Origin of the sequence: Blautia sp. HCN-1074 (assembly GCF_037890165.1) — a bacterium.
Taxonomy (GTDB): domain Bacteria; phylum Bacillota; class Clostridia; order Lachnospirales; family Lachnospiraceae; genus Blautia_A.
Genome location: NZ_JBBKBP010000005.1, coordinates 30,783 through 43,663, shown reverse-complemented (window position 1 = coordinate 43,663; position 12,881 = coordinate 30,783). Strand labels below are relative to the sequence as shown.

The following is a 12,881-nucleotide window of genomic DNA, read 5'->3' as shown; positions in this document are numbered from 1 at the left end:
TTTTATATATTTCATTTCCCATCAGAAAATTTCTATCTCTTCTGCTTTTCAATATTCATATATTTCTATTTGCCGATTATTGACTTTTGCAACCGTAATACCTATTAAGGCAAACGCTTATTTAAACGAATCAAGTAAGTGTCTGCCCAAAGTCCTGACTTATATATCGTACACACTGCGTACTTTCAGGTTTTCTGGTTTTCCATCAAGGATTTTTACTCTGCGTTCGCCTGCATTCATATCGAAGTAATTATCCTCCAGAATCAGATCGTCGTTCTCATTCTGAATTTCTACGCTCTTAGCATAGGCTTCTGCACTGACAATAATCTCATCCCCTTCCACTCTCACTGAAAGCTTCGGATCCTGATAGTGGAAATATTTCGGATAAGAGAAAATCACTGTTCCCTGAGAAATGATCTGTTCATTCTCCCATGCTTCATAACTTACATATTCATTGAAGCAGTCAATTCCCGGAAGTTCTACTTTATCCATCCACACACTGGAAAGCGCAGGAACTTCTACCCACTGTTCTTCCTGACGCAGGATTTTCGCACTGGCATCGCGCACTGCATATTTTACCAGCACTTTATGCGCAGTCAAAGTTTCATTTGTCACATTCAGGCGGATAGATTTCTCAAATTCGAAATGCTGACGGTTCATATCCGCTTCCACTGTCATCCAACTCTGCTCCTCGCAGGAAAGCATTACCGGTGCAAAGAACCTCTTAGCATAATAATGAAGAGCTTTCCATCTTCCATAATAATCAATGGATGACCAGGAAATAACCGGCCAACAGTCATTTAACTGCCAGTAGATTGCTCCCATACAGCGACCTCGGTTTCTACGGTAATGTTCTACTCCATAGCGGATTCCATCTGCCTGAAGAAGCTGAGAGGCATATACAAAAGCACTGAAGTTCTCCGGATAACGATAGGCAGCCTGCATATACTTGGCAATCTTTCCATTTCCGCCATAATTTCTCTGATGTTTCTCCATCACATAAGAAAACGGATTCAGTTCTCTCGGATCATCAGTTACCGTCTCCAGTGTCTTAACAGACGGGAATGACTGAAAACCAAATTCAGAAGCATAGCGGAAGAAATATTTGCGATATTCCGCAAATGGCTTGTTTCCATGCCATACCTCCCAGTAATGCACATCTCCACGATTCGGATCATTCGGCTCATCAAAAGATCCGCCTGATGACGGACTTGCCGGCCAGTAAAATGTATCAGGATCATATTCTCTGAGTACTTCCGGAATAATGCGCTCATACATCAGCAGATAGTCTCTCACCTCTGTAGGTTTCGTTACCCAGGTGCCCTGTTTTACAAACATTTCCATCTCATTATTGCCACACCACAGTGCAAGTGACGCATGATGACGGATTCTTTTGATATTATCAATAAATTCCTGACGGATATTCGCCTCAAATTCCGGTGTCAGTTCATAGACCGAGCAGGCAAACATAAAGTCCTGCCATACCATCAGGCCAAGTTCATCACAAAGATCAAAGAACCAGTCCTCCGGATAATAGCCGCCGCCCCAGACACGAATCGTGTTAAAGTTTGCTCTCTTACACTGAAGAAGTAATTCTCTGGTACGTTCCTTTGAGGTTCTCTGCAGCAGATTATCCTCTGGAATATAGTCTGCACCCATTGCAAAAACCTGATAGCCATTCACTTCGTGAGCAAAGCTTTCTCCCCACTCATCTTTCTCAATGTGCATGGTCAGTGTCCGAAGTCCGATTTTCTTACACCAGGTATCGACGGTTTTATCTCCTGCTTTCAGGTCTACCTGAACCTGATATAATGGCTGCTCTCCCAGACCGTTTGGCCACCAGAACTGTGGATTCTCGATTACGATTTCATCCGGAGATCCGTCACTTACAATTTTCGTTCCATCTGGCGCAGTTACTGTAACTTCATATTCCAGTAAATCCTCATCTGCTTCACTTTCCACGCCCTGATCAGGCATCTCTGCGCTGTTTTTTTCATCTGTATCAATTTCCGCTTCGTCTACTGTCTCCACATCCACTTCCGGAATCAGCAGTACTTTTCCATCCTCATGTACCTGACGGATATATACGCTGTCCAGTCTGGCTGACTCGATTCCCAGAAGAGTTACAGGACGGAAAATACCGCCATCCGGCAGACAGGCACCCCAGTCCCATCCAGACATATAATGTGCTTTACGAAGATGCATAAATCCCTCTACTGTATCCTCGTTTCCAATATTTTTATACTTTTTAAAAGCTTCTGCCATGAATTTCAACGGTGATCTGATGATAACCCGAAGTGTATTCTCGCCTTCCTGTAACAGTTCTCCAACCGGAAATTCCCAGACTCTGTGCATATTGTCTGCTTTTCCCAGATAACATTCATTCAGATAAATATCCGCGATCGTATCAATTCCGTCAAATCTCAGAATTACTTCCTGACAGTTCTCAAACTGCTTTTCATCATAGGTAAATACCGTTCGGTATTCGTAATCCTCCTCCATCAACGCTTTCGCCTGATATTCATTGTCTCCAAAGAATGGATCAGGCATCTTTTCCGCTTTAAGAAGCGCTGAATAGATATCCCCCGGCACCTGTGCAGGAATCCAGTCCTGTTTCTTAATATCACATAGCTGCCAATTCTCATGAAGCTGTAATTCTATCATTTGCTTTGTCCCCCATGTTAAATTTTTTGAAATGCTATCGTTTATAAATACCTATAGCTATCATAGCACATCCCCTCTTCTCCAATCAATCATATAATCTTGACATTCCCCGAATTTCTATGCAAAATAAAAGAAAGTCAAAACTATGATTGGAGCATATCAAAATGAAAGAAAAATTATATACCATTCCGCTTAACGACGCTGTTAATGCCAATGACGAGTGTCCTTTTTGTTTCATCGAGCGTGAACTGGAACAGAATTCACTGGATTTCGTACTTGGAAACAGTTCTTCTTATATGGAGAGTGATATTCGTGATCAGACGGATAAGGCAGGATTCTGTAAAGTACATATGAAGAAAATGTTTGATTACGGAAATACGCTTGGCAATACACTGATTCTTCAGACACATTACCATAAACTTCGCGAAGAAATGAAAAAGCAATTCGATTCTTTCACACCCGGAAAGTCATCGATTTTAGGACGTTTTCGCCGTTCAGATGCAGTCACAGACAAAAATACGCTTGCTGCCTGGGCTGCTTCTAAAGATTGCAGTTGTTTTATCTGCCAGAATATTTCGGATACTTTTGCACGATATGTGGAAACTTTCTTCTGGCTATATCGCCAGGACAATGAGTTCAAAAACAAGATTTTGTCTGGAAAAGGTTTCTGTCTGCACCACTTCGGAGTGCTCTGTGATAATGCAGACAAATATCTGAATGATAAAGAAAAAGCAGAATTTTACCCTGCTATGTTTAAGCTGATGGATGAGAATTTCCAGCGCATGGAAGAAGACCTCGTATGGCTGTCAGATAAATTTGACTACAGAAACAAAGATGCCAACTGGAAAAATTCAAAGGATGCCCTGCAGCGTGGCATGCAGAAACTGCGAAGTGGATATCCTGCAGATCCGGTATACAAAACAAAATAGACTGTTGACTTATTTAATATTTTTCTATCAATACCATTTGGATAAAAATTATTCTCTCTTAACTGATATAGTTCACTTCTTCCTATATCCATTGTTTAGAGAGAATATTTTTTATTTACTATGAAATTAGTACCTTAAACAAGCGTAAATTCACAATCCATTTTCGTTACATAGTTCTATACCAAATAACTGCTTTACAATTAAAGCAGACGGCTTACTTGATTCGGCTAAATGAATATTTTAAATTTTTTATCCTATAACTCTATATTATGATTCCATCAATCTCCACATCCGCATCCACATCCTGCGTATAGTCAATATCCTCATAGCGGAATCCGAACATATGATAGAAATCTTCCCAATATCCGTCAATATCACAATATTCATTTACAGTATCCGTAGTAACTGCTTCCCAGCATTTTTTTACCTCTTCCTGGATCTCCGGTGTCAGTTCATAGTCATCCATACGGATAAATCCATTTTCATCTGTCAGAAATCCTTCCGAAGTATAAAGTTTCTGTGTAAAAAGTCTCGCAATCTGCTGGATACAGTTCTCATGGTTTCCTGCCTTCTTCATCACCTTATAAAGAATTGCGAAATACAGCGGCACTACAGGAATAGCCGCACTTGCCTGTGTTACCAGTCCTTTATTTACCGAAACCACTGCGCGTACATCCGGATGCGCCTGATTGATCTCCGTCATTGTTTTCTGCAAATGCTGCTTTGCTGTTCCGATTGTTCCATGATAATAAATTGGATAGGTAAGCTCCGGTCCGATATAGGAATATGCAACTGTCACTGCATTTTCCGTCAGCACATCCGCTGCTTTCAACGCGTCAATCCAATCTGCCCAGTCTTCGCCGCCCATAACTTTCACTGTGCTAAGCACTTCTTCATCTGTGGCAGGTTCTACTGTCTTCTCTGTAATCTCGTTATTTCTTAAATCAAGACTCTTCTCTGTAAACGCTTCTCCTGTAGTTTTCAGACAAGATGACCATGTCTTTCCATCCGCATCCGTACGTCTCGGAGCAGCTAGGCTGTACACTACCAGATCTACTTTTCCCAGATCTTTTTTTATCAATTCAATGGCCTTATCTTTTATTTCTTTGGAAAAAGCATCTCCATTAATCGTTTTCGCATAAGCCCCCTTTTCTGCCGCCAGACGGTGAAATTCTGCTGTATTGTACCATCCCGGTGTTGCCGTTCTTCTGCCATTCGCCTGACGTTCAAACATAATTCCCAGGGTATCAGCTCCGCAGTTTTCCAGTGTACAGATACGGGATGCAAGTCCATATCCTGTAGAGCATCCGATAATCAGTGCCTTCTTTGTTCCATTTACAGTTCCCTGCTTACAGGCATAATCTGCCTGATTGCGCACACTCTCTGCGCAGCCCTGCGGATGTGCGGTTGTGCAGATATATTCTCTTACTTTTGGTTCAATAATCATGACTTTTTTTCTCCTCAATCTTCAACTTTTATAGTCCGGCAGATGAAATTCATCCGCTCCACCTTTTTACTCAATTAATTTTTCCATTTGCATCATTTGCATAAAATTTTTAACTGAACTTATATTATATGTATTGCAAATATTTTGAATCTCAAAATATTATATCAAAGAAAAAGCAGAACGTAAAGAGAAAATCTTTGTTTCCTTCTCACGTTCTACTTTTTTAACATTCCGTTTTTAATTTCATCACATAACTTTGTAGATCATGCCTTATCATTATCAATATATCAGAAAATGAAACCCGGCTGATTACTACTTCGCAGTCGTACTTCCAAATCCACCATTACGGATTTCTGATACCTCATCATCAACTGTGATTCCGTACTCTACAAAGATTCCCTGCATAAATCCTGTATCTGCCGGGATGGTAAGTGTCTTATCCTCATTAGAGTCATTTGTGATCTTTGCAAAAATATGTCCTTCATTATCGGAATAGAAATAATCACTGTCAATGATTCCAACTGTATTATTAAGCTGCAGGCGGTATTTAAATCCCAGACCGCTTCTCGGATAGCATTTCAGTACCCATTCCGGCTGCATTTCTACGCGAATTCCGGTAGGGATTTTCACTGTTTCACTTGGTTTGAGTGTGAATTCTGCCGGTGCAAAGAAATCATAACCCGCACTCCCTGCTGTTGCTCTCTTTGGCAGGCGGATTGCTTCGTATATTTTCTCTGCTTCTTCCTGAGACTGTGCAAATGTATCAATCCAGTCTGCTGTGAAGCGTTCTTTGCTTACTTTGTGAAATTTCGCAATTCGTTTCATCTGTGTTTTCCTCCTATTTAGCAAAACAGGCAGTTCAGGTACACCTGAAGCATACTTGAACTGCCTGTATCTATTTCTTTATTAATGCAATACGATTTTTCCTTCATGAAGAGTTCTGGGAACATCGATCACTCTCTGATTGCTGGAACCTTTCCATTTCAGGGAAAGTTCTTTCTTGTCCACCTCAAATTCACCGTCTACACAGACATCCAGATAACGCACGATCTCTTCGCGACAGATTTCTTCCCATCTGAAACCTGTATAAAGCCAGATCGTTTTGCCCGGATATCTCTTTCTGATTTCCTTCGCAAAGGATGTTACCTCAGTGATATTTGCCGGGTGCAGTGGATCTCCACCTGAAAATGTGATTCCGCTTACGTAATCCTTATCCAGTTCCGCAAAAATCTCTGCGCGCTCTGCCTCGCCGAAAGGCAGTCCGCCGTTTGGATCCCAGGTGACAGGATTCTGGCACTGTGGACAGCAGTGATTACATCCTGCCACCCAGAGAACTACACGAAGCCCGTCGCCGTTAAGCATATCGTCCTTGGTAATATTATGGTATCTCATATTTTTTACGCTTCTTCCGGTACATCTTTCATGCTGAAGCTGATTCTTCCCATCTTGTCTTTGCCAAGGCATACAACCTTAACTTTATCGCCAAGTGTGAGAACATCTTCAACACGGTTGATTCTTTCTTTGCAGATTTTGGAAATGTGAATCATTCCTTCTTTGCCCGGTGCAAATTCAACAAATGCGCCAAACTCTTTGATGCTGACAACTTTACCTGTAAAGATCTGTCCTGCTTCGAAATCAGTAGAAATGATCTTAATCATGTTAGCTGCCTCATCCATGCTCTTCTGATCTACGCCACAGATAGATACAGCACCTTCGTCTGTGATATCAATCTTAACACCTGTACGCTCGATGATTGTGTTGATAGTCTTTCCTCTCTGACCTACAACATCACCGATTTTCTGAGGATCGATCTGAATCTGGATGATCTTCGGTGCATATTCACCTACAGTAGTACGCGGAGCTGCGATGCACTTCTCCATAACTTCTGTCAGGATATACTCTCTTGCTTCTTTTGTACGTCTGATTGCTTCTTCAACGATCGGTCTTGTCAGTCCATGGATCTTGATATCCATCTGGATTGCTGTGATACCATCATGTGTTCCGGCTACCTTGAAGTCCATATCTCCGAAGAAGTCCTCAAGTCCCTGGATATCTGTCAGAACAATGTAATCATCATCTGTATCACCAGTTACCAGACCACAGGAAATACCTGCTACCGGTTTCTTGATCGGTACACCAGCTGCCATCAGAGACATTGTAGATGCACAGATGCTTGCCTGAGAAGTAGAACCGTTGGATTCAAATGTCTCAGATACAGTACGGATTGCATATGGGAATTCCTCTTCACTTGGAAGTACAGGAACCAGTGCTCTCTCAGCAAGTGCGCCATGTCCGATTTCACGACGTCCCGGTCCTCTGGATGGTTTTGTCTCACCTACAGAGTAGGACGGGAAGTTATAGTGATGCATATATCTCTTTGTAGTTTCAAACTCATCAAGTCCGTCAAGTCTCTGAGCTTCTGCAAGAGGAGCCAGAGTTGTGATTGTACAGATCTGTGTCTGTCCACGTGTAAACATAGCAGAACCATGTACTCTCGGGATGATATCTGTCTCTGCTGCCAGAGGACGGATCTGTGTGATTGCACGACCATCCGGACGTTTGTGGTCTTTTAAGATCATCTTACGGACAGTCTTCTTCTGGTACTGGTATACAGCCTCTCCCAGAACTGCAAGCCATTCTTCGTTATCAGCGAAAGCTTCTTTCAGTTTCTCTGTTACCTGGCGGATATTCTCTTCTCTTGTCTGTTTGTCATCAGAGAATACTGCAACTTCCATTTCTTCCGGTGGTACGATTTCTTTCATTGCTGTGAAAAGTTCTTCCGGAACAGCGCAGGATTCATAGCTGTGTTTCGGTTTTCCGCATTCTTCTACGATCTTATCGATAAATTTAATGATTTCCTGGTTTACTTCATGAGCTTTGTAGATAGCTTCAATCATCTTATCTTCCGGAACTTCTTTTGCGCCGGCTTCGATCATGATTACTTTCTCTCTTGTAGAAGCTACTGTAAGCTGAAGTTCGGAAACATCTTTCTGTGCCATAGTAGGGTTGATAATATATTCACCATTGATCAGACCAACCTGTGTGGTAGCACACGGACCATCAAACGGAATATCTGAAATGCAGGTTGCAATAGCAGAACCCAGCATAGCCGGAATCTCAGGATTACACTCAGGATCAACAGACATAACCATGTTTACCAGTGTTACATCGTTTCTGTAATCTTTCGGGAACAGAGGACGCATAGGTCTGTCAATTACACGGGAAGTAAGGATAGCATGTTCGCTTGCCTTTCCCTCTCTTTTGTTAAATCCTCCAGGGATCTTACCTACTGCATACATTTTCTCTTCATATTCAACACTTAACGGGAAGAAATCGATTCCCTCTCTTGGCTCTTTAGATGCTGTTGCTGTAGATAAAACTGTAGTATCGCCATAATGCATTAATGCAGCACCGTTTGCCTGTTTCGCAACACGGTTGATATCTACTGTTAAGGTTCTTCCAGCTAATTCCATGGAATAACTTTTGTACATACGTTCATTCTCCTTTTTTCATAATTCTGTTGTCATTTTCTGTTACCGTTCACTGCATGTCCGGTAATTACTTTATTCTTTTCAAATTTGTCTGTTCCGTCTGCTGACAATCTTGTCCATCAACGTTCAGACTTCTTATGAAATTGTCACATTAAAACAGGAGTCCGAAACAACTGAAAAAACTACTTTTCAGGCAAATATATCTACCTGCTTTGTTACTTTCCTATGCAAAATAATCTTTTCAGTAGTCTCGGAAATAACTCCTGTCATGTTTCGCAGCTTCTGAATATGCAGATGCAATCGAAACAACAAGCCACCGCAATCCTGGAAAACACCATATTTTACAGAACTGCCATAATACATAAAAAGAGAGGCGGATGGAAATCCGCCCCCTTCCGCATACTAAAAGGCTATTATTTTCTTAAGCCTAATTTCTCAATCAGTGCACGGTATCTTTCGATGTCTGTTTTCTTCAGGTAAGCTAACAGTCCACGTCTCTGACCTACCATTTTCAGAAGACCACGTCTGGAATGATGATCTTTATGGTTTGTTTTTAAATGCTCTGTAAGTTCCTGAATTCTTGCTGTAAGAACTGCTACCTGTACTTCCGGTGATCCTGTATCTCCTTCAGTTCTTGCATATTCTTTCATGATTGCTGCTTTCTTTTCTTTTGAAATCATTTTGATTTCCTCCTGTATTCTATAATTATTATTGATTGACCGCCACATATTAAGGGATGGTCGGAGTGTCCTGTCCCTGAACATGGGCTAAATTCACCTTGGTTAGTATAGCACATTGATTTCAGCGTGTAAACTACTTTTTTAGAAAATAATTTACAGAAAAATAATTTTGTTACTGTTCACACACATCGCGGGATAGTGGTGTGTGAACAGTCACTTAATCTCTCAGAAACTGTTCATAAATCTTCCTTTGATATGTCTTTTGCCAATTTTCTCCGAATTCTGTTAAATCTGTTTCGTATTTTTATTCTTGTTTATTCCACATCGCTTTAACACAATTTTCTACTGCCTGTTTTTTAACACAACTCATTTTTCAAAAAATACTCCTGTCCTTTTACTGCATCTTTCTCCAACTGGCTTTTAAGTGCTTCCAGCGAAGAGAATTTCTGCTCGGGTCTGAGGAATTTTTTGAAGTCTACTTTACAGTATTCCCCGTACAGATTTTCATTGCAGTCAAACAGATATGTCTCCACACCGATAAATTTCTCACCGCCAACCGTAGGTTTATGCCCTACATTGGTGATTCCCTGATAACTTCTGTCTTTGAAATGAGAAACTGTGATATAAACACCATTTGGCGGCATCAGTTTCTCTGCCGGTGGAATCAGGTTCGTAGTCGGGAGAAGGTATTTATGCCCCATTCCACGACCATGTTCTATAATCCCTTCCACTGAGAAGTCCGTTCCCATCAGGAATTGAAATTTCTCCATATTCCCTCTGTTTAACTCTTCTCTGATAAATGTGCTGCTGATCTTACGGCGTCCGTCCATTTCTTTCGGAAGGACCTCCGTATGAAATCCATATTTTTTTCCGAACTCTTTTAGCATGGCAGGTGTTCCTTTTCGCTCATAGCCAAAGCGAAAATCCTCTCCAACCGCCACATAGGAGATCTGAAGGTCCCCTATCAATATTTCTTTTATAAAATTCTCTGCTTTCATGTGCCGCATCTTCTCGGTAAGCGGACACTCAAGCAGTACATCCACTCCCATTTCTTCCAGAACGCGGCATCTCTCTTCCTTTGTGAGGATTGTTCTTGAGGCAGTACCAAGTGCAAGCACAACAGCCTGTGCACCTTCCTGTTTCTGCTCAATAATTTTCTCAACCAGTTTCTGATGTCCACGGTGTATGCCGTCAAACTTCCCAAGTGTTACCGCACTGTGTGAAATTCTGGGAAAATCATTTTCAATCCTTAAGTATTCCATCATGTCTCCTAAAATCATTCCTGTTTACAGGTCAGCTGAAGTTTCATCCCCTTCACTGCTTTCCTGATTTCATCAAAACATCTTCACAGGAAAATATCTGTCTCTTTTTTCATCCCACTGGTAAACTCCGGCAAAGCTGCCCTCGCTGTTGCACATACGGATCCATCCATCTTTTTCCTCTGCATTGACCAATGCTTGGACAAGAGGATTTCCATTAGCCAGAAGTCTGTCTCCCTCTTTTGTACAGCAAACACGAGGATACTCTGCAAGGATTTCTTCAATCCCAAGAATCCTCTGCTCTATCTCACCGTTTCGCACCGCTTCTTCCGTCTGTGCCAGTGTGATCGCATCATCCAGTGTAAATCTGCCTACCTTTGTACGCAGAAGTGTTTCCATGGCAGCGCCGCAGCCTAACTTCTCTCCGATATCGTGGCATAAAGTACGGATATACGTTCCTTTACTGCATGTTACGCGAAAACGCACCAGTGGAAAATCAATATCAAGAATTTCTATCTCATAGAAATGCACCGGCCTTGGCTTACGCTCTACCGTCTTACCTTCTCTGGCGAGCTCGTAAAGCTTCTTTCCATTGACCTTCAGTGCCGAATACATCGGCGGCACCTGCATATAATCACCTGCAAAAGATTCTGTTACTGCGCGAAGTTCCTCTTCTGCAACCTGAAACTCAGGCACTTCTGAAAGAACTGTTCCACTCATATCCTGCGTATCTGTAACAACACCCAGACGCATCACTGCCTCATATGTTTTTTCTTTATCGGTGATCATATCCACCAGTCGGGTAGCTTTTCCCAGAGCCACTGGGAGCACTCCCTCTGCATCCGGATCAAGTGTTCCGGTATGTCCGATTTTCTTCATATGAAGAATTCCGCGAAGCTTTGCCACCACATCATGAGAAGTATAGCCTTTTTCCTTACGGATTACAATTACTCCATCCATCAGATTTCAAGCTCCTGAAACTGTTTACAGATCTGCTCTGATATATTGTTGATCACATCGTACATAGAACCCTGCAGATCACATCCTGCAGCCCTCTTATGACCGCCGCCACCAAAATATACCGCGATCTTACTTACATCTACTTTTCCATTGGAGCGCAGGGATACCTTAAAGGACTGAGTTTCCAGTTCATAAATGAACATGGCTACTTCTACCCCCTGTGTAAGGCGCAACTGGCTGACAATACCATCCAGATCTTTGCCGTCCACACCATAAAATTCCAAATCCTTTTTCTTAAGATATCCAATGATGCATTTTCCATCCAGAAGCATAATACTCTCTGCAAGTACACGTCCCATTACCTGATTCTGAACATAGGTCTTCTGGTAAAAGGATTCATCAATGATCTTACTGAAATCAAAACCTGTCTTCATCAATTCACCCGCGATACGCATGGTTTCCGGTGAAGTTGAGGAATACTGGAACACACCTGTATCGTGAACCATTCCTGTATAAACAGGTTTTGCGATCGTGCAGTTAACTTTCTCAGGATCAAGCAGTCCATAAAGAACCTCACATGCAGAACTTACATCGCCTCTGATGTGGTTGACCTGTGCAAATCCAGGATTGCTGATATGATGATCGATACATGCTGTTTTCTTTGCTGAGTCAAAATATGGTCCTGCAAGAGCAAGTCTGTCTCTCGCACTTACATCGCAGGTGACAAAAAGATCGTACTCTTTATCTCCGTCAAATTCTGTTTTGATCTCATCCATACAGTCAATATGTCCGAAAACAGGTTTTGGATTGTCCAGATAAACATCCACCTGAATCTCCGGATAATAGGTTTTTACATATAAATATAATGCCATACAGGAACCAACGCAGTCACCATCCGGACGGATATGTCCGCCGATTCCCATTGTTTTCACACCTTCCAGTATCTCCGCGATATTCTTCATGTATTCACCCTCTTAATTCTCTTCCTGCTCTTTGACCTGTCTGTGGGAGTTGTCCTTTTTGGTAACATCATCGATAAGCTTTGACATATTTACACCGTATTCAATAGATTCATCCAGAATGAAACGAATCTCCGGTGTATTTCTAAGGTTAAGATTCTTTGCCAGCTGGCGTCTGATATAACCTTCTGCACTGTTAAGACCTTTGATCGTTGCCTCTTTTGCTTCTTTCTCTCCTAACACACTGATGTATGCTTTACAGGTTTTCAGGTCAGGAGCCACTTCTACAGCCATGACGGATGTCATCGGGTGAATACGCGGATCCTTAATCTCGTTACGGATAATGGTGCTGAGCTCTTTCTGAACCTCTCCATTGATTCGTGTATTCTTAATACTGTTTTTTCTCATTTTTAAGTTCCACTCCTCTATTTGAGCAGATATTCGGTAATTTGATATACCGAATATCTGTTTTACAATTGATTCAATTAAAAC

11 protein-coding genes are annotated in these 12,881 nt (G+C 41.8%); 1 reads left to right on the top strand and 10 read right to left on the bottom strand.

Annotated features, from left to right (window positions below):
- Positions 1–159: 159 nt before the first annotated feature.
- Positions 160–2,664: a beta-mannosidase gene (locus WKT11_RS06150; protein ID WP_340283233.1), complete on the bottom strand. Its 2,505-nt coding sequence runs from the start codon at positions 2,662–2,664 to the stop codon at positions 160–162.
- A gap of 164 nt (positions 2,665–2,828) precedes the next feature.
- Between WKT11_RS06150 and WKT11_RS06145 the strand changes: the two genes are divergently transcribed.
- A complete protein-coding gene (locus WKT11_RS06145) occupies positions 2,829–3,593 on the top strand; it encodes a DUF6062 family protein (protein WP_340283232.1) in 765 nt (254 codons plus the stop codon).
- A 262-nt stretch (positions 3,594–3,855) separates the two neighbouring features.
- On the opposite strand, the gene fabV is transcribed toward WKT11_RS06145, so the two are convergent.
- The 9 genes from fabV to rbfA all read right to left on the bottom strand — a co-directional run bounded on the left by fabV (position 3,856) and on the right by rbfA (position 12,797).
- Positions 3,856–5,040, bottom strand: a complete 1,185-nt coding sequence (gene fabV, locus WKT11_RS06140; protein ID WP_340283231.1) for an enoyl-ACP reductase FabV — start codon at positions 5,038–5,040, stop codon at positions 3,856–3,858.
- A gap of 312 nt (positions 5,041–5,352) precedes the next feature.
- Positions 5,353–5,865 carry a deoxyuridine 5'-triphosphate nucleotidohydrolase gene (locus WKT11_RS06135; RefSeq protein ID WP_118591065.1) on the bottom strand — a complete coding sequence of 171 codons (513 nt, stop codon included), beginning with the start codon at positions 5,863–5,865 and terminating at the stop codon, positions 5,353–5,355.
- Between the two features lie 81 nt (positions 5,866–5,946).
- Entirely contained in the window at positions 5,947–6,432 is a 486-nt protein-coding gene (gene nrdG / locus WKT11_RS06130; RefSeq protein WP_117844931.1) for an anaerobic ribonucleoside-triphosphate reductase activating protein, read from the bottom strand.
- A 5-nt stretch (positions 6,433–6,437) separates the two neighbouring features.
- Positions 6,438–8,531 (bottom strand): polyribonucleotide nucleotidyltransferase, encoded by a 2,094-nt coding sequence (locus WKT11_RS06125; RefSeq protein ID WP_340283227.1) that lies wholly within the window; start codon positions 8,529–8,531, stop codon positions 6,438–6,440.
- A gap of 413 nt (positions 8,532–8,944) precedes the next feature.
- Positions 8,945–9,211, bottom strand: coding sequence for a 30S ribosomal protein S15 (rpsO, locus tag WKT11_RS06120; protein ID WP_117676285.1), 267 nt, complete (start codon positions 9,209–9,211; stop codon positions 8,945–8,947).
- Between the two features lie 356 nt (positions 9,212–9,567).
- Positions 9,568–10,473 (bottom strand): bifunctional riboflavin kinase/FAD synthetase, encoded by a 906-nt coding sequence (locus WKT11_RS06115; protein ID WP_178413251.1) that lies wholly within the window; start codon positions 10,471–10,473, stop codon positions 9,568–9,570.
- A 72-nt stretch (positions 10,474–10,545) separates the two neighbouring features.
- Positions 10,546–11,433 (bottom strand): tRNA pseudouridine(55) synthase TruB, encoded by an 888-nt coding sequence (truB, locus tag WKT11_RS06110; protein WP_340283393.1) that lies wholly within the window; start codon positions 11,431–11,433, stop codon positions 10,546–10,548.
- Entirely contained in the window at positions 11,430–12,392 is a 963-nt protein-coding gene (locus tag WKT11_RS06105; RefSeq protein WP_117844924.1) for a DHH family phosphoesterase, read from the bottom strand. The genes truB and WKT11_RS06105 overlap by 4 nt, the downstream gene beginning before the upstream one ends.
- A gap of 12 nt (positions 12,393–12,404) precedes the next feature.
- On the bottom strand, positions 12,405–12,797 hold the full coding sequence (rbfA, locus tag WKT11_RS06100; protein WP_117676289.1) for a 30S ribosome-binding factor RbfA: 393 nt from the start codon (positions 12,795–12,797) through the stop codon (positions 12,405–12,407).
- Positions 12,798–12,881: the final 84 nt, after the last annotated feature.